The sequence below is a fragment of the Methanolobus sp. genome (genome assembly GCF_016278385.1).
Classification (GTDB): domain Archaea; phylum Halobacteriota; class Methanosarcinia; order Methanosarcinales; family Methanosarcinaceae; genus Methanolobus.
Window position 1 is genome coordinate 1 of the sequence record NZ_JADQBY010000024.1, and the last position, 23,293, is coordinate 23,293.

23 protein-coding genes and 1 pseudogene are annotated in these 23,293 nt (G+C 37.4%); 9 read left to right on the plus strand and 15 right to left on the minus strand.

Annotated elements, in window-relative coordinates; genetic code table 11:
• Positions 1-95: 95 nt before the first annotated feature.
• Positions 96-683 carry a metal-dependent hydrolase gene (locus QZZ23_RS10150; protein ID WP_292469654.1) on the plus strand — a complete coding sequence of 196 codons (588 nt, stop codon included), beginning with the start codon at positions 96-98 and terminating at the stop codon, positions 681-683.
• A 149-nt stretch (positions 684-832) separates the two neighbouring features.
• Here the strand turns inward: QZZ23_RS10150 and QZZ23_RS10155 are convergent.
• Positions 833-1,782: pseudogene (locus tag QZZ23_RS10155) on the minus strand (IS5 family transposase).
• A 155-nt stretch (positions 1,783-1,937) separates the two neighbouring features.
• On the opposite strand from QZZ23_RS10155, the gene QZZ23_RS10160 reads away from it, so the two are divergent.
• Together QZZ23_RS10160 and QZZ23_RS10165 are read left to right on the plus strand one after the other, a co-directional pair.
• Positions 1,938-2,591 carry an NAD(P)H-dependent oxidoreductase gene (locus QZZ23_RS10160; protein ID WP_292469656.1) on the plus strand — a complete coding sequence of 218 codons (654 nt, stop codon included), beginning with the start codon at positions 1,938-1,940 and terminating at the stop codon, positions 2,589-2,591.
• A gap of 152 nt (positions 2,592-2,743) precedes the next feature.
• Positions 2,744-3,217 carry a hypothetical protein gene (locus QZZ23_RS10165; protein ID WP_292469658.1) on the plus strand — a complete coding sequence of 158 codons (474 nt, stop codon included), beginning with the start codon at positions 2,744-2,746 and terminating at the stop codon, positions 3,215-3,217.
• An 89-nt stretch (positions 3,218-3,306) separates the two neighbouring features.
• Here the strand turns inward: QZZ23_RS10165 and QZZ23_RS10170 are convergent, their stop codons facing one another.
• The 4 genes from QZZ23_RS10170 to QZZ23_RS10185 all read right to left on the minus strand — a co-directional run bounded on the left by QZZ23_RS10170 (position 3,307) and on the right by QZZ23_RS10185 (position 7,459).
• Positions 3,307-3,813: a response regulator gene (locus tag QZZ23_RS10170; RefSeq protein ID WP_292469661.1), complete on the minus strand. Its 507-nt coding sequence runs from the start codon at positions 3,811-3,813 to the stop codon at positions 3,307-3,309.
• 21 nt (positions 3,814-3,834) lie between these two features.
• A complete protein-coding gene (locus QZZ23_RS10175) occupies positions 3,835-4,014 on the minus strand; it encodes a hypothetical protein (RefSeq protein WP_292469663.1) in 180 nt (59 codons plus the stop codon).
• A gap of 3 nt (positions 4,015-4,017) precedes the next feature.
• On the minus strand, positions 4,018-6,771 hold the full coding sequence (locus tag QZZ23_RS10180) for a response regulator (RefSeq protein ID WP_292469665.1): 2,754 nt from the start codon (positions 6,769-6,771) through the stop codon (positions 4,018-4,020).
• A 316-nt stretch (positions 6,772-7,087) separates the two neighbouring features.
• Complete coding sequence (locus tag QZZ23_RS10185) at positions 7,088-7,459, minus strand: response regulator (RefSeq protein ID WP_292469667.1); 372 nt, start codon at positions 7,457-7,459, stop codon at positions 7,088-7,090.
• A 299-nt stretch (positions 7,460-7,758) separates the two neighbouring features.
• On the opposite strand from QZZ23_RS10185, the gene QZZ23_RS10190 reads away from it, so the two are divergent.
• Positions 7,759-8,967 (plus strand): hypothetical protein, encoded by a 1,209-nt coding sequence (locus tag QZZ23_RS10190; RefSeq protein ID WP_292469669.1) that lies wholly within the window; start codon positions 7,759-7,761, stop codon positions 8,965-8,967.
• On the opposite strand, the gene QZZ23_RS10195 is transcribed toward QZZ23_RS10190, so the two are convergent.
• The 4 genes from QZZ23_RS10195 to QZZ23_RS10210 form a co-directional block, all read right to left on the minus strand.
• A complete protein-coding gene (locus QZZ23_RS10195; protein WP_292469671.1) occupies positions 8,960-9,367 on the minus strand; it encodes a hypothetical protein in 408 nt (135 codons plus the stop codon). The two genes, QZZ23_RS10190 and QZZ23_RS10195, sit on opposite strands and share 8 nt — an antisense overlap.
• Before the next feature lie 86 nt (positions 9,368-9,453).
• Positions 9,454-9,696, minus strand: coding sequence for a VUT family protein (locus tag QZZ23_RS10200; protein ID WP_292469673.1), 243 nt, complete (start codon positions 9,694-9,696; stop codon positions 9,454-9,456).
• A gap of 163 nt (positions 9,697-9,859) precedes the next feature.
• Positions 9,860-10,168 carry a hypothetical protein gene (locus tag QZZ23_RS10205; RefSeq protein WP_292469675.1) on the minus strand — a complete coding sequence of 103 codons (309 nt, stop codon included), beginning with the start codon at positions 10,166-10,168 and terminating at the stop codon, positions 9,860-9,862.
• A gap of 305 nt (positions 10,169-10,473) precedes the next feature.
• Positions 10,474-10,995: a DUF6141 family protein gene (locus QZZ23_RS10210; protein WP_292469677.1), complete on the minus strand. Its 522-nt coding sequence runs from the start codon at positions 10,993-10,995 to the stop codon at positions 10,474-10,476.
• A gap of 59 nt (positions 10,996-11,054) precedes the next feature.
• Between QZZ23_RS10210 and cutA the strand changes: the two genes are divergently transcribed.
• Positions 11,055-11,372 carry a divalent-cation tolerance protein CutA gene (cutA, locus tag QZZ23_RS10215; RefSeq protein WP_292469679.1) on the plus strand — a complete coding sequence of 106 codons (318 nt, stop codon included), beginning with the start codon at positions 11,055-11,057 and terminating at the stop codon, positions 11,370-11,372.
• Between the two features lie 31 nt (positions 11,373-11,403).
• Here cutA and QZZ23_RS10220 read toward each other — a convergent pair whose 3' ends face one another.
• Complete coding sequence (locus tag QZZ23_RS10220) at positions 11,404-12,489, minus strand: mechanosensitive ion channel family protein (protein WP_292469681.1); 1,086 nt, start codon at positions 12,487-12,489, stop codon at positions 11,404-11,406.
• Between the two features lie 83 nt (positions 12,490-12,572).
• Positions 12,573-13,745 (minus strand): hypothetical protein, encoded by a 1,173-nt coding sequence (locus QZZ23_RS10225; protein WP_292469684.1) that lies wholly within the window; start codon positions 13,743-13,745, stop codon positions 12,573-12,575.
• Positions 13,746-14,029: 284 nt separating this feature from the next.
• Here QZZ23_RS10225 and QZZ23_RS10230 point away from each other — a divergent pair, with 284 nt between their 5' ends.
• A complete protein-coding gene (locus tag QZZ23_RS10230; RefSeq protein ID WP_292469686.1) occupies positions 14,030-14,731 on the plus strand; it encodes a tetratricopeptide repeat protein in 702 nt (233 codons plus the stop codon).
• 10 nt (positions 14,732-14,741) lie between these two features.
• Here QZZ23_RS10230 and QZZ23_RS10235 read toward each other — a convergent pair whose 3' ends face one another.
• The 4 genes from QZZ23_RS10235 to QZZ23_RS10250 form a co-directional block, all read right to left on the minus strand.
• The gene (locus QZZ23_RS10235) at positions 14,742-15,851 is read right to left on the minus strand and encodes a DNA topoisomerase IV subunit A (protein ID WP_292469700.1); all 1,110 of its coding nucleotides are present in this window, start codon (positions 15,849-15,851) and stop codon (positions 14,742-14,744) included.
• A gap of 4 nt (positions 15,852-15,855) precedes the next feature.
• Positions 15,856-17,718 carry a DNA topoisomerase VI subunit B gene (locus tag QZZ23_RS10240; protein WP_292469702.1) on the minus strand — a complete coding sequence of 621 codons (1,863 nt, stop codon included), beginning with the start codon at positions 17,716-17,718 and terminating at the stop codon, positions 15,856-15,858.
• Positions 17,719-17,985: 267 nt separating this feature from the next.
• Positions 17,986-18,219, minus strand: coding sequence for an Lrp/AsnC ligand binding domain-containing protein (locus QZZ23_RS10245; protein WP_292469704.1), 234 nt, complete (start codon positions 18,217-18,219; stop codon positions 17,986-17,988).
• A gap of 678 nt (positions 18,220-18,897) precedes the next feature.
• The gene (locus QZZ23_RS10250; RefSeq protein ID WP_292469706.1) at positions 18,898-20,376 is read right to left on the minus strand and encodes a replication factor C large subunit; all 1,479 of its coding nucleotides are present in this window, start codon (positions 20,374-20,376) and stop codon (positions 18,898-18,900) included.
• An 86-nt stretch (positions 20,377-20,462) separates the two neighbouring features.
• Between QZZ23_RS10250 and mtxX the strand changes: the two genes are divergently transcribed.
• From mtxX to QZZ23_RS10265, 3 genes are all read left to right on the plus strand, one after another.
• Positions 20,463-21,326 (plus strand): methanogenesis marker protein Mmp4/MtxX, encoded by an 864-nt coding sequence (mtxX, locus tag QZZ23_RS10255; protein ID WP_292469708.1) that lies wholly within the window; start codon positions 20,463-20,465, stop codon positions 21,324-21,326.
• A gap of 55 nt (positions 21,327-21,381) precedes the next feature.
• Positions 21,382-22,155, plus strand: coding sequence for a thymidylate synthase (locus QZZ23_RS10260; RefSeq protein ID WP_292469709.1), 774 nt, complete (start codon positions 21,382-21,384; stop codon positions 22,153-22,155).
• Positions 22,156-22,346: 191 nt separating this feature from the next.
• On the plus strand, positions 22,347-23,293 hold a 947-nt coding region (locus tag QZZ23_RS10265), incomplete at its 3' end, for a hypothetical protein (RefSeq protein ID WP_292469711.1).

Consider the following 23,293-nt stretch of genomic DNA (forward strand, 5'->3'; position numbering starts at 1 on the left):
GAAATTGTAAATTGAGGCGCATATTTTGCGCCATCTTTTTTTCTTTTTTGTTCTCGCAATATCCTTATATATTCATGCGCTTTTTACCTATGACCATGCCTTATCCAATTGCACATGTTATGTTCTTTGTACTTTGTATCAGTGCGGCTATGACATATGTAACTCTTGGAGCAGTTTTTCGCAAAGAGATTACGCCTACGAATATGTTGAATGTAATCATACTACTGTTTGTAGGTGGTATCGCAGCGCTTTTTCCTGATGTTACTGCCGTTTACAATATTCTGGTAAATGGTACTATTGAGCATGTTAATCTTGGGCCGATTCCAACGCATTCGATACTATTCAGTTCTTTAGCATTCTTTATGGGCATTGGTATTGGATATGTTGTGTACAGGAAATATGATAAGGCTATATACATGGGTATTTTTGCAGAATCTGCATCCCTTTCACATCTGCTGTTGGATGATCTTGCCAGATATGAAATCGATTACTTTTACCCATTATATAATACTCCTATCAGTATATTCTCGTATGTAGATTCGAGTATTTCAAGAGGTAGCTTCCTTCATTATCTGCTGGCTTGTTATATATCCATCATGTTACTCTTTGTTGTGATCATGATGGCATTATTTGCGCTGGAACACCTTGGTTTTGAGTTCAGGTTTCGCCCAAAAAACGAATAACTCACATCAACATGAACATTATGGAGGATTCAGATTAAACCTCTTTTTTTGAGTTACTGATAACTCCAGATTGCTATTTACCCACTATTTTCCTAGTTATCGTCTTTTCTGTTCATTTTTGCCTTCATTTTAGGACGGCTTCCGCTATCCTAAATTGTTCCTTTCCTTTTTAGTGTCCTCAGTTGATGCAGACTAAAGGAAAAAGCTGTCGTATCTTCACATTTACTCATTCTATAGTTGTAACAAGAACCTTTTCTGCTTTGAACACCTCTTTTGTAACTGCATAGACCCTATCACACGAAACTCTTTGTACACTTATTCATCCATTTCGGAGAATATCAGTTATTCCTAATGTATTTCCTCCTACAGCTCTTTGCATTGTTACTGCAAAGACATTTACAACTGCTTCAAAATATCTATTCTCCCAATACACTACTTCATTTATTTCGGAAAGATCCACCTGTGAATCATGTACTGATGCAGTCGTTGTTTCAAATCTTCGGATCAATTCACATTCCTTAGCAATTATTGTATGAAGCTTGTATCCAACGTGAGACTTGCCACCTTTTTTCACCTAGGTTCCATCTTTGCTTCTTGCTGTCTTAGCATCTTTTCCCCTAGGCTTGTCAGCTTTAGCATGTCCAGGATTGGAATGAATAAAAGTTGCATCCTGAATCATTCCTTTTTTTATCTTCAATCCGAGAGAATTAAACTTTCTATGCATCTCATTCCATATTTCCTTCTCTTTACCATTGTCAGCAATTCTTTTTCTGAATGACCAGACAGTTGTACTATTTGGAACATATTCAGGAAATCCCAGGAATTTCCTAAAGGATATTCTGTCAATGCATTGTCTTTCAAGTTCAGCATCAGAAAGACCATGTCATTGTTGCAGAACAAGCATTTTAAACATCACAATAACATGAACTTCAGGCCGTCCGCCTGAAACTGTTCTATTATTATACATTGACTGCATAATTGGTCGAAAAGGTTTCCAATCAATCAATGATTCAATCTCAGCAAGCTTGTCACCAACCGATTGAAGACGTTTTTATTCTTCGTTTAGAGCAAAATCAGTTAAACATCCATATGTATTAATTTATTAGTCTAATATTTATATTTTAGTGATAAGTTGCTGTGAAAGAGATATGTTTATCAAAATTCTCTTTATTATTATTATAATGCCTCTTTGCAACTAGTATTGCTTATAATAATGTATAAGTACTACCAATTAAAAGATAGAGTGGGAGTACTATGAACATATTATACATCTTTGCACATCCTGAACCGAAGTCATTTAATTCTTCCATGAAATATATGGCCATTCAAACACTTGAAGAAAAAGGTAACACAGTAAGACTTTCTGACCTGTATTCAATGGGTTTTAAACCTGTGCTTGACCAGAGTGACTTTTTACAACGCAAAAAAGAAGACTCACTAAATTTATTCCTTGAGCAGATCACGGCAAGCAAGGAAGGTACTTTTTCTAAGGATATAATGACGGAAATGGAAAAAGTAAAGTGGGCAGATTGCCTGATATTCCAGTTCCCTATATTTTTCACAGGAATGCCGGCGATAATGAAAGGATGGCTCGACAGAGTCTTTGCAGCAGGTTTTGCATTCAGCCCCATAAATGATCGAGTCTATGAGAACGGATTGCTCAAAGGCAAGAAAACAATGATGGCAATAAGCACCGGTGCAGAAGAAGATTGGTATTCCCCAAGTGGAAAACACGGAGATATCCGGGAACTGCTAAAGTACATCAACCACTGCACATTTGAATATGTAGGAATGGAAGTTCTGGACATGCACCTGACATTCGGAACAGGAAAAATGTCTGTAGAAAGAGGAGATAGAGAATTGAAACGATATCGTGATAAATTAAATTCACTTTTCCCGGATTCATAAAATGGTACTCTGAATGCCTGACCATACTTAATCTATTATAATGCATTGAATTGGAATATCTTTAGTGTTCTTTAACTTCGAACAAATTCGTAGTTTTAGCAAGACATTTATTCAATTAAGTCATTGGTGCAATGGGGATTAAGAGGAAGTTTATGAAAACAAATAGCAACGCTTTGTTAGGTGTCCTTGTGTTACTGACAATTGTCATTGTCACAATTGTAACATTTTCTCTTGGATGTGCTGAAACTCCGGCTATTCCGGAAAACACCACAGAAATCGAATCAAATAGTGAATACGTGTATGGAAACGCAGTTGTCGAACAAACTGATGTACTTATCCTGGAATCTTTTCCAGTTCAGGTGCATGTATCCGTTACAGGCTATCTTCCTGACGGATGCACACAGTTAGATGAAGAACTTATTAAGTTTAACAATGAGGATAACTCATTCACCGTGAATCTGACAACAAGAAGACCAGCAGATGAACTGTGCACAGAAACTATTGTACCTTTTCAGAGCACAGTTATTCTTGATGTATATGGTCTTGAAAAAGGAACATACAAAGTAGATGTTAATGGAATTAAAGGTCATTTCGAACTACAAACCGATAATATTATCCCTGAATAACACCTTTTTTATTCCCTTTTTAATTTGAAGAGTTTTCTACTTTCCGATACAATCCAAATGATCCTGTTTGCCGAATATACCTTTTTGCATTACAAAAAATACATCTCGTCAAGTTGTTCCTTTTCATAGTTTTCAAGATCTTTTGCTGTACAGACAATTATAGGAATATCAATTGTTTCAGGATGATTCTTTAATTCATTTATGACAGCAAAAACATCAACTTTTGGCATCATCAGGTCAAGGATAATTTCATCCGGTAAGAAGTTCAATGCCCTGTTGATTCCCTCTTTACCATTGGAGGCACTTATTGCATCATAACCTTCAAAAGAAGAACTGTCTGGTGCCATGAATGAAGTACCTACAATATCATCCAGATATTCAATATCTGTCCTGTCAGCTTTTGTAAAAATAACGGAACTCACATTGTTCAAAGTAGATCTTTGCGTATATTCAAGAGGAAGATAAACCAGTGTTTCCATAGTAGCCATACTATTGACTCCGTGGATATTTTCAAATAGAACATATGTTGCAGGGTCCACAATAATAAAATCCACACTTTCCGCGATAATTTGATCTTCCATTGTACTCTGATTCATTGGAACTAAAGCAAATGTAAATTATGAAATATCAATTGATAAATGTTCTGTTACAGCGTCCCATTTTTTCAGTGTTCCCTCACCGGAACCGTCGATAAGAACACCAATCCTTATAGTATCTTCAGCCTGGGACTGGCCGTTCCGTAAGAAGAAAAATGAATAATAATGCAAGTAAAATTGCTGATAATGATCTTCGGCCAACTTTCATTGATAAACCTCATGAGAACCAGAAAGTGATTTCTCATCATCCGAATTTGGTTCTAATTTGCCAAGAATACCAAGAAGATCTTTTTTTGAGAACAGGCCCTTTTGGATAATACCGTACACGTTTTTATTGAGGAATTCTATTTCTTCAATATCCAGGTCTTTTGCAGTACATACTATCAAAGGAATTTGTATAGTCCGTGAATCAGCCTTCAAAGTTGATATCACATCAAAACCAGTGACATCAGCCATCATTAAATCAACTATCAATACATCGGGAATGCTATCAAATGCTTTTTCAATTCCTTCCTCCCCGCCAGAAGCGGTGATCACATCATATCCCGCGTTCTTTATGACTTCGGAAAGTATATCCACAACCAGGGGATCATCATCTATCACCAGGACCTTTAATAAGTCCCTCTCTGGATTTTTCATCAGAACAGAGAGCACCTGAAGAAGACGATTATTATCAATAGGCTTTGTTAAGTGATCAACAATACCTGCAACCATTCCCACATCTTTTTCACCAAGAGAGGATAACACAATCACAGGAATTGAAGACGTATAATTACTATTTTTTAGATTCTCCAGAACCTCAGTTCCATCCATTCCCGGCAAGTTAAGGTCAAGAGTAATTGCAAAAGGATGAACTTTTTTTGCAATTTCAAGGGCTTTTGCACCATTTTCAACAAGTACCACCCGATATCCTGCGTTATTCAACATTACACTCAAAAGTTCCTTTGAGTTGATGTCGTCCTCCACCACAAGTACAAGCGGCTCGAAACCTGTTGAATCTTTTGGCTTCAAAATAACAAAATCATCTTCAGAAAATGAAGATGTATCGTTTAAAGATGAATCGTTGGCAGGTGCTGAGTCGAAGTTTATATCTCTGCTGTCAAGATTAACTGGCACGGAGAAAAAGAAGGTAGAACCTTTTCCCAGCTCACTTTCCATCCCGATACTTCCACCATGCAATTCAAGAAGGTTCTTTACAAGAGCGAGACCCAGACCAGTTCCTTCATATTTTCGATTGCTGGCTGAGTCTATTTGTACAAAAGGCTGGAAAAGTTTTACCTGATCATCTCTGGATATGCCTATGCCACTATCTTTTATACTGACATTAAGCAGATCATCTTTTGTTGAAACATTGACCTGAACTTTACCATTTTCATGAGAGAATTTTATTGCATTGCCAATAATATTATAAAGTACCTGTTTCAATTTGCTTCGGTCAGCATTTATTAATATATTCCTGGAGCCCATTTCAAAGTCCAGAAGAATGCCTCTTTTTGAGGCCAGTGCTTTCATCATAAAGTTAATGTCGGATATCATGTCTGCAAAATCAAATACCTCATAAAACAGTTCCATCTTTCCGGCTTCTATCTTGGAAATATCAAGTATGTCATTGATGAGATTCAAGAGATGCTTTCCACTGGTGGATATATTTGACATGAAACGGTTCTGTTTTTCATTAAGAACACCAAAATTACCATCCAGTAGCAGGTCTGAAAATCCTATAACTGAATTCAAAGGAGTACGCAATTCATGACTCATAGTAGCAAGGAATTCACTCTTGGCACGGTTTGCAGTTTCAGCATATACTTTTTGGTCCAAAAGCTCGTTCTCTGTTTGCTTTATTTTGCTAATATCAAAGAAACTTTCAATGAATAGCTCACGTCCACCCAGTTTTACGATTTCAACAGACTTCAGAACAGGCACCCTTGTACCATCAGATCGTACAACTTCCCTCTCAGATCTATCAATTAACTGACTGAAATCACTTATTGGACATTTGCTGTTTTCTGCGGGGCATACGAAATTATGACATACCCTTCCCACAACATCATCCTTTTTCTGGTCAACAATATCCAGCGCTTTAGGATTGATATCAACTATTTCATGACTATGTGCATCTATAACTATCACGCCACAATTTATGTTATCAAGAATGAGACTCATTCTTTCTTTGTTTTCCTGCTCCAGTCGTTCAATTTTCTTCCTTTCAGTAATATCCTGGAATATCATTTGTATAAGACCATGTTCACTATCGACAACTGTAGCAGTTATTTCAGAGTCAATGAAAATATCATCGGACTTTTTTACTTCAACCTCACATTTGCTAACAGAATTTTTAAAGGCATCTTTAATCAGGTTTCGTATTAAATATCGCTTATTTTCAATTACAATATCAACTAAAGGTTTACCAATGATTTCCGGGCCTGACACACATATCAACTTGCTGGCTTGGTTGTTCAAATCCTGAATGTACCCATCCTTTACAATAAAAATAGCGTCATTGGATGACTCAAAAAGAGATCGATACTTGTGCTCTTGGTTCCTTAAAAAATCTTCCGCCATTTTTCTTTCTGAAATATCCCTGAAACTCAGGATACGACCAACGACCTTTTCGTTCTGGAGTAAAGGATAGGATGAAACTTCAAAGAAGCTATTATCATTAAATTCTAAAATAGTGAAGATTCTTTTTGCAGACATATGATTTTTACGCAAATTTTCAACTATACCATCATAGTTAATCATTCTACTGTTCAGGTGTTCAAGTAGTTTGAGTCCATCTCTTTCCAGAAGAATGTGCTCAGGAATATCCCATAATCTTATGAATTTAGAATTAAAGTGTATGATTTGATAATCACCATTGATAACTATCACGCCTTCTGATAAAGATTCAATAATAGAAGATAATAGATTTTCACTCTCCTCCAACCTTTCCATAAGATGATTGATACTATAATCCATATACTAACCTCTTGTATTGTGTGTTAATTCTTTTAACCGTACCATAAGATTATTGATACTTTAACCCATATATTACATTGAATCTTGATAATGAAATTCTGCTAGAACGAATAAAAGACAAGAGTAAACAAGCGTTTGACCCATGTTGTCAATGACATCTTTATGCCCAATATCCCCAATATTTTTAAAAATAATTGAGCCTATAGTGAGATGTAATGTCAGCATCAGATTAAAAAAAAAGTGAAGTTAAATACAAGTAAAGTTTTAGTACGAAGCTGCATAGCTTACCCAAACCTTATTTATGTGTACTTAGCAATTAATCCGAAACTCCAAGATGATATTTTATCTTTTCCTTGAAACTGTGAATGTCGATTGGCTTGGATATATAATCAATACATCCGGCAGCAATAAACCGTTCATCATCCCCGCGCATGGAGTGGGCAGTTAAGGCTATTACCGGAACATCTTTTGTACTCTCATTTTCCTTTAAGTGAGATAATACTTCAAGCCCGTCCATTTTAGGTAACTGGATATCCAGAAGGATTAGATCAAAATTGGTATCCTTTATCTTTTCCAGAGCGACAAAACCATCTTCTGCAGGAGTTACATGGTATCCATATGACTCAAGAAGGTCTACAGTAAGTTCCATGTTTACAGGATTGTCCTCAATTACAAGTATATGGCACATTTTTTCCCTCAATTTTATTTGAATCCTGCTTTCCGTATGACATTCACCAGATCAATGACCGGCTGTTCGAAGGAAACACCAACTTATTTTTAAGTCAGTAAGTCAGGAAATTAATATAATATATATATGATAATATTATGTAGTTATTTACTCTATAAAAGCGTATCGCATATTAGTATTCACTGTTAACATTATAAAACAAAGTATTTAAATATGACAGTAAAAATAGACAGGCACATATGCAAAAATAAGCATGATGAAGTATTATATCCTAAATCTTTTGAGTGGAGAGAGATACTGTGACAGAAAAAGTAGATAATAGCATTGAAATTTTAAACCTTGTAAAAATGATACATAATTCCCCACAAAAGATAGTACTGGCAGTGACAGGTGGTGGAACAGAGGCAATTGGAGAATTATTGAGGCATGGAAAAGGTTCAGATACTATTCTTGAAGCAATTGTTCCATATAGCAAGGAGGCACTCATAGATTTCATAGGAAAGGAACCAATCCGGTATGCTTCACCGGATACAGCAAAAGACATTGCAATGTCAGCTTATCGGCGTGCACTTTACCTTAACGCAAAACAAGAGAGCACAAGTCACGAAATACTTATTGGTATTGGCGTTACATCCAAACTGACAAATGTTGAAAACGAGCGTGAGGGTAGAAAACACGAAATTCACTTTGCATACCAATCATATTACAAGACAGGTACATCAAGCATGTACCTGAAATCCAGTACCACCCGAGAAGAACAGGAACACATTACATCAGATTTTATTATTGAAAAGGTAGGCAGAATATGCGTTCCTGATAAAAAAATAGAATTGGTCTCACTAAATGATACATTGGTGGAAGAAATTGTTGATAAAAAAGCTGAAGCAGAGCGTTCTGTGGCAGATTTATTGTTGAAAACACTGGAAAATATCAATTCAAATAAGAATTGTGAACCTTTAAAAGTTGATATGGGAATCTGCGATGTTAAACCAAAAGTAATTTTATCAGGCTCCTTTAATCCATGTCATAAGAATCATGTAGAAATGGCAAGAATCGCTGCCAATAAATATAAAGAAAAGATTTGCTTTGAAATATCATTAGCAAATGTTGATAAACCGCCAATAGACTTTATTTCCCTGAAAGACAGAGTCAACTCAATTTTAGAGCATCGGGATGAAATATTTATGGGGAATATATATATTACAAATTCACCCCTATTTGCAGACAAAGCAATACTATTTCCTGATTCTGTGTTTCTCATAGGTGCTGACACACTGAACAGATTATTTAATGATAAATATTACAGATATGGCGAAGACAGAAAAAGTTTGCTGAATCATTTTCAAAAATACAACGTTCGCTTTCTAGTATTCCAGCGAAAAAATTCAGAAATATCTGATGATATGAATATCCCGGATATCTGCGATATAGTATCAATGGACATGTATACAGATGATGGTACATCCTCAACAACAATACGGGAACATAATCCGGGAAAGATTATTTGATATGGCAGGCATTGTATATATGAGGATATCCTTGAAGCTCACTGTTTTCCAGAATATCAGCATTCACTGCATTGGCAAGTTTATGGACTATTGCCTGTGCCTTTAAAACACATTCGACATCCATTTTGTCCCATTTATCAGATGATATATTATCCAGTATTTCCTCCAGGAAGAATACTTCATCCTGGTAAGTACAGGTATCAAAGCTAATGCAATAATCACTTTCTTTTATCATTTTCCTGATTGTACTGAACATTTGTTCTAAGCTGGAGCTTGTTAGCTCATATGAAAATCTGTGTTTGGACGGAACAACATCTTCCTTATGGTAATGGACTTCTGCCAGGAATAACAGCCTGTCACACTCGTAGAACCAGTCCCTTAAATCATATAGCGAATTCATATCACTATAATTAAATAGATTTTAAAGATATAAAAGCCTATTTCATGTATATCAACATAGACGTTCATAACTATAGATTAACGAGATCAGACACCAGATACACTTTTTTCCAGATGTTTTTTATACCAAACAAACCAGGGAGTATCCAGCAGACCAATTCGATTCTTGGCTACAAGCTGTCCAATGATAAGAGGAACAATTGGTGCAACTCCGTAAAATGCAAGTACTACAAATACAAGGCTGTCAAGAGTAAGGCTTAGTAACTCGCTTGAAGCACTTCTAAGAAATATATGTCGTGGATAATGGGACTTCAGGAAATACCATAGCATCAGACCGATTGTAATAGATTATTATAGAAATTTATATTGATTTGTCATATCCCCTATTTTTGAGTTCTGGGTAGTGAGCATGAGTCATGTGATGATTCAGAATCTTATTTAAATCTTTCTAAAATTGAAACTATATTGTAGATAATTAATTGAGTATGATAAGTTATAGATCGCTGGTATTTACAGGAAAATGGGATTTCATTATTTTTTCATCCTCGTAACTTAACAGATTGATCTTTTCCCTTGCCATCAAATCAAATAATTTTTCAATTCCAGGAGGATAAGCGCTTTTTGGATGCATTGGAACAAGTGGTTCGCCATCAACCATTTCAACATAGAACAAATCAGAACCAAAATAACTGATGAAACGCAGATCATATGCGATAAAAATGTCACTTATATCCTTTATTGATATTAGCAGATTGAAATGCTCAAGGTCATTGTCTTTAAGTTCAGTAAGTTCATTCTCCATGAGTCTTAATTGATTATATCGAATAAAAAGTGCATGTATTTACACTAAAAAGCTTACTTTTTTCGTTGTCAGTTTCAAATTTGAAATAGCAAACAACAAACAATTTTAAAAAAAGTAATTTAAAGCCACTATTAAGAATATATCATACATGTAAGATTTAAAAGTTAAGAATGCATACGAAAGTATTATATGTATGAATTATATGTATGAATTTCATAACATTAAGCGAGCATATGAAAATTAATAATATGAAACATCATAACCAGAATAAATACCACAAAAGAAGGACTGCTAAGAAAATGAGTTCATTTTCTATTGCGGCCCTGATCAATAGATATTTTCAGAATATCCGGCTCCTGCGAACCCAGCAGAAGATGTTCTCCGCTCATAAAATCAAGCATCAATCCCTTGTTACCTTTAATATTGTAGGCTTTACCGTTTGAACCATGCCTCATACCCCAGCCCCCATAATCAAGGATGGACCTATAAGTAATGACACTGTAAGCAATAATAGTTTCAAACGGATAGTGCTTATATGAAAGATGGAGCGGGAAGAATTTTACATATACACCACTATTTCTAACCTCGATTATCAAGCGTATGGAGTAAATGAACAGAGGTAATAGAACACCCAATATGACCCATATAGCAAGCATTCCCTGATCAGACGCAGGATTATTGCCATAAGGACGACCATATACTAATTGCTCTATAGCACCATACCACGTCATTGCAGTTGGAAAAAGAACCATAAGCCATAACCACACTTGAGTGCATTTTTGGACCTCACGGTAAATAATAGAATCCACTGAATTATCGTAAGTCATCAATATAAATAAGAAACTAAAAATATATAATCATTTTTAAAACTTTGATGTGATTGACAATGTATTCCATAGTATACACAACAACGAAAGATGAGAATGAAGCAAAAATAATCGCAAGCAAGCTTATAGAACAAAAACTTGCAGCGTGCGTTAATGTGCACCCTATTGATTCTATGTACATGTGGGAAGGTCAAATTAAAGATGATAGAGAAATAGCACTTACCATTAAAACTGTAAGTACAAAAGTCAATGTTATAACTGAATGCATAAGAAACATGCACAGCTATGAGTTACCAGCAATAATTTCATGGAAAATAAACGGTGAAAAGGAATACCTCAAATGGATAGCTGAATCCACGGATGTCAAAATAAAATAAGAAAATTGCAGGAAAACTCCTGCAACTAACTTCAATTCTGCCTGATAATCGTTCGAACAGGGAATGGTATTTCAATTCCTGCTTTTACAAACTCGGCATTGATTTTTGTATTTACCTCATTGATAACTGAGAATTTTTCCCCAGGATGGGTTACCCACATCACTATTGCAAAATCAAGGCTGAAATCCCCGTGGTTATCAAACCTGACGTAAGGAGAGGGATCATCAAGAACTGAGTCAACACTTTGTGCAATCCTTGTCAGAATGTCCTTTACCATCTGTACATCTGAACCATATGCAACACCTATAGTCACTTTTACTAACATGGATTCCTCAGGTGAAGTATAATTTGTTACTTTACTGTTAGCAATTATGCTGTTGGGTATCACAATCATATTGTTCTCAAGATTTTTTATCCTTGTACTACGAAGTCCCACTTCCTGAACAATACCAATCTCCCCATCGTCAATTTCAATTCTATCTCCAGGTTTGAACGGCTGGTCAAAGTAAATGGAAATACCACCAAAGAACTGGGATATCGTATCCTGGGCAGCAAAAGCAACAGCAAGGCCCACAATTCCTGCAGAAGCAAACAGGGGCAGTATGTCCGCATCCCACACACCCTTAAGTATTGCAAGAAAACCAAAGAAAACAATCAGGACATCAATTATGTTCTTGAAAAGGGGAAGCAATTCATCATCCATCTTGGAATCAGTCTTGCGAACAAGACTTGAAAATACATGTTTGAAAAGGATCTTATCGATTCGCAGAAGTGCCAGTATCCACACGATACCAAGAACCGTAAGGAGTAATCCCATTACAACTTCTACTGCAAAATTTCCAGGAAATAGAATTTCTGCAGCAATGAATGCACCGATAAACGATACTGTATAGAAAATTGGCTTTGTGAGTGCTTTCACAATAAGATCATCGCAGTCATACTTTGTTTTTGCAGCATAATGCAGGAAGATTCTCTCAAACACAAGATCCGCAATAAAAGCAAGAATAACAGAAGCCACGATCACTATGGTAGCAGCTGCAATGTCCGATCCCAATACTCCTAATTGAGAACTTACAAACTTATTAATATAAAGCGGAATAGTTTCATTTAAAAACATGCTGCTTGGTTCGAACGAACCATATATAAACGTTTTTAAATTAATTAAGCATTTAGAAAGTAGAGATGTATTTACTCTCTACTTCATATTACAAATCCAGATGTATCTTCGACCATCCCCAGACCACTGCCGGTTTCTTCCAGTGTTATGACCTTAGAATCAGTCTCGATCTTCAGGTCCATAACCTCGACAAGGTTCTCAACATAATTGAAATTGAAGTCGTTCTTGAAGCTGAAAGATTCCCTGCAATAGCTTTTTGTGACAACGAATACATTGTTACCTTCAGCAGTGATCACCCATCTTTTATCCCCTTTTTCAGAAGGATATTCATGCACTGTAGCCTTTTTGAAGCTGTGCATCAGCTTAGTATCAGCATCATAGAAGCTCATAGAATTGTATATTTCGTACTCCAGCCCCATGACCTCAATACTGGGTATATAGTAGGTTAGGATCGAGCCATTTCTGAAGACTATTCTTGACCATTTCCATGGAATGAAAGGACCGACAACAACTACTTTCTGGACATAGCACTTTCCAGAGAAATCCCTGCCAAACAACTCACCCTTAAAATCGAAATACAGGTTAGCCAGCCTGTAGCCAAAAAGACCTTTGAAGTGTTCAGACAGTTCAGAGTCATAATCATCATCCACAGGCTCTCTAATATCCACAGAGCATATATTAACCCCGCCGTTTGCGATGCTGAGAGTGTATTTTGGAAATGAGCCATAGAAATCTGCCTGAATATCCCCGTTGGAACAATTTATCTTTCCATCCGTCACTTCGATTGTCCCAAAATCATCTGTAATCCACCTCTGAGCATCATCATAGGCCCATGAAACACAATATCCCCCTGTTCTGTCATTTATTACCTGACTGTCCTCTACATACCTACCATTGACCTCGATATCCCCTGCAGACCTACCAAACATGAGAAAGAACTGACGTTTGGACCCGTTATTTGATGTGAATTTCATGAACCAGTATTCTTTCCCGAAAAGAGGAAGTTCCTCGAATGAGAAAAGAAGACCATCGATACTTTTACGGGATTTCTTTTGCATCAGTAATCTTTCGATCTTATCCTTACTTTCCTTCATTTCTTCTATCGAAGCTATAAATGCCTTCTTTTCCATATCAGGCAATTTTTTAATGAAATCATTCCTTTCTTTGATGAACTTTAAAAACCTGTCCTTTTCAATCATGATTCTTTCTTCAAAAGTTGTATTTTTAGACTCTGTGTCACTTTTTAGGGCAGTCATCTTATCATCTCAGAATTAATTACCACATACTATTATAACCAGATATTCAGGACACTATAAAAATAAGAGCAACAAAGGACACTGTACATTTTACGAACCTAGTGAATCCGAATTCTAATGTATCCCCGACATTGATACTGCGCACGAGTCATGAATTTACTAAAATATTATCCCACACCAAATTAGTAAAAATACCCATTAATTACTAAATAAAACATAAATAACGCATAAATGAACCATACCAGCAAGAAGAGTAATATAGAATTCTGCGAATATCCCACCCAATGAAAAAAAAGAATTCTGAAGTAGCAGGAATATGGATTGAAAAGGGGCTTACAGAGAAAGACCCTGAAAGGAAAATGCATTATTTTGGCCTTGCACTCGAGTTGGATCCAAACAATCCCGCTGCTTTGAATAACAAAGGTATGCTCCTCCACAAAAAAGAGAAATTCCATGAAGCTATCGAATGCTATGATAGAATACTGAACCAATACAATATGTCCGAGTCCGTGCCTGCATTGTACAACAAAAGCCTAGCCCTTATAAAAATAGGGAGAAACGAGGCTGCGCTGAATTTCATGAGTAAGGCGTTAAAACAACAACCAGACAATGACAAGATCAAGGACAAAATTGAAAAATTAGCCCAATCCATTGAAGAAAATGGAGGAAAAAGAGCCACTGCATTCATACCTACTAAAAAAATGGCTGTAAACCAGATATATACCCAATGGGAACCACCGGCAGTGAGTACGCTTCTGGCACAGGCATTGAATTGTAGCAAAGCAGATATAAAGTACCACAAAGGCTGTGGAGAAGACCTTATAAAAGAAAAGGCAATACAGAATAATCTCAACCTGAAAGTATATTGCTGCAAGTCCTGCAAATTCCAGAGGAGTGGTATTTGCCACCATATGGATACAAGAGCTATGAGAGTAGCCCAAAGTGCAATATGCAGGAATTTCAAACCAATAAACAAAAAATACTAGAACCGGAATATCAAAGTATTCCGAGTTCTGTCAGACGCTCTGGCAGGTATTTATCTGTTACATAATCCAGACCTTTTCCTGCAAATGCTTGCTGTTCTGCCTTTTTGTTGATATCAAGCTGCAAGCGTATCTGTTCTTTCCAGTAATCACTTTCAAACCTTGGATCAGTAAGCTCACTCCTCAGAGCAGCTACGTCTTTATCTGTCAATTTATCAGTGGAAAGCTCATACTCCACAATATCAGATGGCTGGACACCAATAAATTGGGCACCTGGAGTTGCCATGTATTCAGAAAGATGGGCACTTTTAATAGCACCGTATGCTACTGAAGCAAATATACGATAGGACCATGGGTCACCATCAGTAAACACAACCACAGGAAGGTTCATTTCCTCATTCATTCTCTTGATAATACGACGTGTCGAACGGGCAGGCTGACCCTTGAGATGGACAAGTATTGCATCATTTCGTTCATCAAAACCATTCTCAATGAGTCGGGCATACATACCACCAGTCTCAATAGCAATAATGAACTTGGCATCTGTGTCCAGGAATTCAATATTTTCTACATTGAAAGGAATCTGGTAGCCACTCTCACCAATATCCTCCTGACAGTGAATTATGCGATCCCCACGTTTTGTTTCCTCACGCAAGCGAATGGGACCAAACATAGTAGCACCATCTTCCTCAGGGCGCATATGGAAATATTCCCTTTGCAAACCGGAAATAATCTCAAGATCTTCAATTAGCCTGTCACTCTCAGGCTGTTCGCGGAATTTGGCTATATCCCAGTTTTCCGAGATATAATACAACTCTCTTAAGGTTGAGCCCCTATTCTGACCAAGATGATTGTTTACAAGAAAATCTATCACATGAGATGTTTTTAAGAGCTGAAAAGCACCTTTTACAGTCTTTGCGCTCCTTTCTGTTTCCCTGTCACCATATACCCAGACATCACTATCCTCACTGTACTCGATATTGGCCTTTGTACGACTGGGAAGAGAAACGTTTGGGACGATTTCATCAATGAACTGGTCATAAAATTCCCCTGCAAGACCCAATAAACGGTTGCTTGCTATTTCATCATGTTCCCTTTTTTGTTGGGATATCTCTTTTGCCATTCAATCACCCCTTAATAGCTTTTGCACCGGTAACAAGTTCTTCATCAAGACCTTCTACAATAAGAGGGGAAAGTCTTGCTATTCCTGCATCATCCAGAGTTGCTACGGAATACTTTACAACCTTTGAAGAACCCGGTGAGACACTCAGGTTCCATATATAATCAAAATCATTACCCATACTTATTACCTTAGGTTCAGGAACTGCGTTTTCTATTTCAAATGGAGCCATGTCATGGACCTTGAAATCATGCTTTTTACTGGAAAAATTGTTAACCCTTATAGAGATAGTCGCTCCACCATTGCCATTGGGTTCTATTATTCTGTCCACAAGAAGATTACCCATTATCTTTGCAACAACCGGATTTATATCAGGCACATCACGACCAAGTGTTTCAGCAAGTTTGGTTGCCATTTTAGGAAGCACTTTTGTGATTATTATTTCCTTTTCACGTCTCTTTTTAAGGCTATCACGCTTGTTAAGGTACCTGTTCAGTTTCCTCGAAACTTCTTTTACTGCAAGCTCGATCTCATCCTTAATTTCAGGTATTTCAGCAACTGCATCCTTAGATTCTGAAGTAAAAGGTACGTTAGTAGAAGCCACATGTACAAGAATAACAACTGGGCCACTAGGCAATCCACCACCTGGCTGGTTCAGGCCATATTGTTTCCATTTAATCGACTCAATGGCATGGGTTATAACACAACCACCCTGCTGATACAATAAAGGAACCCTGTTTGCAAAACGCAAGATATCAACGCGGTCATCCTTTTGCAGTTCACCACCAAATGCAATACCGACCTCTACAATGAAAGGATTTCCAGAATAAACTGAAGCACTCCTGGTAGTCGTGGCTATGAAATCAACGCTAAACTCCTTTTCAAGTCCTTTATAGATGAGTTCTTCAGTGATAGGAGACAGGCAATCCGTAGGGGGAGCCATTATTTTTACTTTTGAGAATGCATCAAGCAGTTTCCTTGACTGGTCCCGGGTCATTTCGTGAGGATCAAGTTCAGGATCAAGGCCAGATGCCTTACATATCTCTTCTGAAGCCAGATGCCCTATCTTTGAAAATGAATAACGCAAAAAAGGAGACAATTTTTGTCTCTCAGTATACCTCAGCATTTTCATAAGAGTTCCAAGCTCTATCCCGTGAGGATGTGGCAGTATCTCTTTTGCAGTAATAGGAAGCTTATCTGTTGCCCTCTCAAAGATCACTTCATTGCCATCTGGCTCTATCAAGGTAATCCTTGCATGCGGATTTACTATTGCAGTTGCCTTAAGATATTCGTAAATGGATTGTCTTCTCCCTTTTACATAAGAAGCCTCCATTTCCATCTCAACCCGCGTACCATGTGGACGATCCCAGTCCACGATATCATCTTTCAGTATATCAGGATCATTGGTACTGGTATTGATCATAAGTTCATAATAGTGAGCCGGGTTATCATGACCTATCTTGGATATGATCTTTGTGTGATGGCCAGAGGTCAGTTGAGAATACAATACTGAAGCTGATATACCGATACCCTGCTGGCCACGGCTCTGTTTAAGAGCATGAAACCTTGAACCATACAGAAGCTTTGCGAATACCTTGGGTATCTGTTCTTTAACGATTCCGGGCCCATTATCCTCCACTATAATAACTACATTGTCCTTTCCTGCTCTTTCTATATGCAGGAATATATCAGGGAGTATTTCAGACTCTTCACATGCATCAAGTGAGTTATCTACTGCTTCTTTGACCGTTGTGATCAAACTTCGCGGAGCAGAGTCAAAACCCAGTATCTGTCTATTTTTTTCAAAGAACTCTGCAACACTTATTGATTTCTGGTTCTTTGCAAGTTCTTCTGCAATTGGATTATCCATAAGAATATCTTCCTCGTCCGTTGTTGGCCACTTTCCCTGTGACCAGAAAATAATAACTCAGAATATATAATAATCTTTTCGGACAGTATCGAAATTACCTACATTGCTAAATCAGCAGATAAAACACTTCTGAAGACTGAGTTATGCCAAACAACCATTTAGCAGGTCAGAACAGATGACTCCGGTAGAGCACATATGTGTTTATCTGCATGAATCAGTGCTTGAGAAGCTAGCTAATTAAGCTTTTCCACATAAACTAATTTAGTATTATTTTAGTTCCGCAACCACAATAGTCTGTGTAGCAGTAACAGATTCAGTTTCACGTATAAGGTCTACAATACTGTTGAGACTTCCCAAGTCATCGACCTCGATGATCACAACAAAATCATATTCCCCAAATACATGATAGATGTCCTTTATTCCTTCTACACGATTGAGTTCGTTATAAGCTGTTCTTTCAGTGCCAGGCAGCACATTTACCATCGTTACTCCAATTACCATTAAATCACTAAGACAAAAGTGGAATGCAAGGTATTTAGCAGTTTTCTATGTACAATTAACAATATAGTGAAAGACAACAACCATATATATGCAATATCAAAACAATATTTAAAATCACCTCATAATGATGATGATTATAAACAATAACTTTATATATGTAGACAGGTATACTATAACATAGATGAGCGGGTTATCCTCTTTTTGACAATAACCCCCACTCCCCAACCCGCTCATACTCCACTCCTAATTTGTATATTACTCATTCTGAAACAATAACAGTACGCAGTTAGAAGCTACTGCTATCGAATGCTATACACCATAAATGTTACACGCATGATTATGAATACATATTCATACTGAGTGTTATAAAAGAAAGCAAGATACATTTTTCTATAAAGTTGAACAACTACAAATCCAATAGAATAACTGTCAAAATAAAATATATCATGAGATATTAACCAGCTATATTGTTACAAGATAAACACCTTAAATCAAAAACCATGTAGCAGCAAATAATTAATGAGATGACTATATCATATAGAATATAACCAAATATAGATATTATGATATATACCATGTATTGGCTATGCTAAAATATATATGTATAGATATATACATACATTTTAAGTAATCCATACTTAACTGCAAACAAGGACATTAAACCACAGTTTACTAAATTCAGAAGTCAAACAAAGTTTTCTGAGGTTTTTTAGCAGGTTCGTTCTTAGGAAAAGATGGTACAGCAGATTCAGACCCGGATGGATCTGAAATAGGCAGTTTATCAAGACTCAACTGAGAAGGATCCTTTTTTGATACTATTTTTTCCACAAAGAATGCAGGTTCATTGGAGGGGAAAACATGCCTACGCAGTTCCTGAGCTTCATCGTAAACTGACTGGTATTTTTTGGTGACCTTTTTAGCACCAACCAAATGCAAAAATTCATCCATATCCAGCCCAAGTGTAGCAATGACATCGACTGCATACCCATTGGTCTGTAAAAGCCTTGAATAAAGCCCTGCGACTTCAAGCCGGGAATATCGCATTGATTCATTACAATGAGCACCAACCTTTACAGCTATGTTGTTTCGCATGTTCTTTCGGGCACGCATCTGACCCATCTTACGCCAGAGAGAAGGTGGCTGATATTTTACAAACCCACCACGTACACGAGTTTTCGACACAACAGTACCACCAGTCATAAGCATACCTGCATAGCGCCACATACGATAATTCTGACGTCTGCGCACGCGTCCCAGAAAACGGTCAGAACGCGAAAGATAAGAATAACCCCGGACAATATCATCTGTAAGCGCATCCTCACCTTTTCCCGTATACTGATAAGGAAGGTTTTCACACACCCAATGAATAAGATCTTCCGGAGTTTCATCAAGATTGTAAGTAGCATCAATGGCAGAAGACACATCATCTCCCTTGAAGATCCTGCCTACAACTTTGAATATTGACTCTTTGTTATCACGTTCAGAGGTAGAAATATCTTCAATTTCAATTTCCGTCCGACCCAATGCAACCGCTTGAAGATCATTAACAGCACTTCTGAAATCCCCATCTGCAGACTCGGCCAATTTCTCAATAACTCCGACACCACACATAAGCCCTTCCTGACGTGCAATGTTTTTAAGGGCAGGTATCATGGAGCGGGATTGCACAGACCCAAACTTAAGGTCAAGACATAATGAACGTAATGAAGAAGAAAGTCCATAAAGATCATTCGCAATAAGAACTATTGGATGACTTGTTTTTTTTACAACATCAATTATTGCACGTGAACCTCCACGATCACTGTTCCCATGCAGATTATCAGCTTCATCAAGGATTATCAGTCTTTTTGCAGAAGTACCAGTCAGCGTGCTCATCGTTGATGCAGAACCTGCAACTTTTTCAATTACAGCGGCAGTCCGTTGATCACTCGCATTAAGCTCAATAACCTCCCAGCCCATATCTGCCGCAAGCGCATGTGCAGAAGATGTTTTACCGATACCTGCAGAACCATGAAGTACCGCTCCCTTTAATTCAGGAACACCATGCTCCCATTGATTACCCCATTTAAGGAGATCATCTATTACTTTTTTATGACCTACGACATCATCTAGTGTACGTGGTCGATATTTCTCGGCCCATTCCATCTGCACAGTCATGTTATACCCAATATTCAGGAAAAGTAATTAATGTTTGCACCACTTTGTTTGTTCTGATTGATATTACTAATGGTAGGTATCTTGCTATGGTATCGAAAAGTATGGAGAACCTCTTAGACCTGATAGAAAAAAGGGCATTGCAAAATAAGGCAAGAGTTGCTATAGGAGTGCGAAATCCAAGCCCAAAAATGCTTAAAAGTGCCAGAGAAGCACACGAAGCCGGTTATGCACATGTACTGCTGGTAGGTAACAAAAAAGAAATCGAAGAAATCGGAACCGAACTTGAAATAATAGGAACAAATGATCCCGAAAGAACCCTTGGAGATCTGCTCAAATCCAGATATATTGATGCAGCGGTAAGGGGAACTGCAGGAGCCTCACAGACCTTGGCACATCTTAAAAAGATACTAAACCAGGAAAAACTTCATCGAATAGCTTTGCTACAGACACATGAAGGGAATCCTTTTTTTATTGCGCCTGTAGGCATAGATGAAGGTAACGAACTTGCAGATAAAATCGAGTTCATTAAACTTGGGGTCGAGTATATTCGCAGATTTGAAATAGAACCAGTAGTAGGCATCCTTTCAGGAGGAAGACTTGGCGACCTTGGACGAAATACACGCGTAGACCAAACCCTTGCAGAAGGAGACTTCATCGTTAACAGGATGAAAGAACAAGGAATCGATGCTAAGCACTACACCATACTAATAGAAGATGCCATAAAAGAAGCCAATTTTATACTGGCACCAGACGGCATATCAGGTAACCTCATTTTTAGGACACTTGTGTTCCTTGGTGGAGGAGACGGACTTGGAGCACCCATACTAATGGACGATTATGTATTTGTCGATACTTCAAGAGTCGGAGGGCACTATACCAAAGCTATAATGCTTGCAAGTGCTCTGGTAGGGAAACATGATACAACGGTAATTAATAGAGAACAAAAATGATTATATCATGGTGCATACAATTTAATTTAATAAAAACACTTTTATTTCAAAGGGAATGAACGATATGGAAGCCGTACTTATAAAAGCAAAAACCATCGCCTCTGCATGGTCCCAATTGATAAAGGAAATTGACACTAAAGGTGAAGAACATAAGCCTGACTATAAGACTATGACAAAGAGAGTACATGCCACCATATACATCGAAGATGTCAACAACCACCAGGTCAGTTCTGCCGTACCCTTCGGAGAAAATCTTATTAAAAAATACAAGGAAGAACTCACAGAAGAATACGCAGAATGGTATGTTTCACTTACTGATGACGATAAGAGAAAATTTGATTACTGTTATGCCAAACAGTTGTTCAGGTACGGAGAAACAGCCTACAATACACTTCATGCAAATGTGATTAACCTGCGCCCTGGCTCAAGAAGACATGTTGGAGTTCTATGGGAGAACGAAGTACATATCCCAAAATATGAAGACCAGCCATGTTGGATTGCTTACAAAGTGGAACTGCTTAATGAGACACAAGTAAGGATATACATCTTGTATCGCTCATGGGATGCGTTTGGCGGATTCCCTGCGAATATACCCGCTATAGTAGAAGGATTCAAAAAGGTATTCAAAGAACAAAAACTTCCATACGAAATAGAATCATTGATAGCCACCGGATGGGACACACATATCTACGAAGCAGATCTCCAGGCTGTTGAGAAAATATTCAAGAACAATGAATTGTGCCCAATGTGCAAGTGTATAGCACCAAAACATTCATTTATCCAGACAACCAGAGGCAAAGCCTGCCCTGAATGTAAGAAATCAATGTAAATAAGCCTTGCATTTTTATCTATTTCTTACTTTTTGTTCCAACTTTAGCCCTAGTTATACAATCATTTTTCCGCAGTCTATTCAAAAGTCATACGTGTAATACAAATAGAAATATAATTCCATTAATTATATATGTATGATATATGCATACATTAGTATGATTCACATAAAATAACATCTGAGAGATTGCCATGAAACGACTTACAATCAGCATGTCTGATGAGCTTTTTGATAAACTTGATGTAATTGAGAATAAAAGCCTGTTCATCAGAAAACTTATCGAAAGGGAAATTGATATGTTAGACAATGACCCGCAAAATGACATTACACCATGGACTGAAAGATTTGCAACCCTCAGAGATGATGTTAACGCAATATCCAACAAATTGAAACTAATTGAAAAGAACTTCCCGGAAATAAATGGGATTCTGGAAAATATGCAGAACAATTCAGACATACCAATTGCTCAGGAACCTGAAGTAGAAGCTGTTATGGATAATATAGTATTAGCAGAAGATGAAGAAATAGAAGATAAGAGTAGTATAGAAGACTTTGATAAAATAGATGATACAAACTTTGCTGGAGAAGCACAACCTGCAGAACAACAGGAAACCCCAGAAATGGTTGAACCACCTATAGCAGAGAATAAATTAATCGAAATTGAAAGTTCTGCAGCTACCACCCAGAATACAATAATTAATGATGTTCAGAAACTGGAAAATAGATCAGTAGAACTACAGCAAACACAAGAAGAAACTCCCCATGAGATGAAATTATCAGAGCTTGTGGCTGAGAAGATAGAGAAACATGAGCCTGAAATTTCCCCTTCCAAAATAGAAGAGATAGTGTTTGTAATGCCAGAACTAAAACCACCAGAGCAGGCACAAGAAATACCAGGATTTGAAATGCCGGAACTAAAACTACCGGAGCAGGCACAAGAAATACCAGGATTTGAAATGCCGGAACTAAGGCCACCGGAGCAGGCACAAGAAATACCAGGATTTGAAATGCCGGAATTAAAGCCACCGGAGCAGGCTCAAGAAATGCCAGGATTTGAAATGCCGGAACTAAGGCCACCGGAGCAGGCACAAGAAATACCAGGGTTTGTAATGCCGGAACTAAAAACACCGGAGCAGGC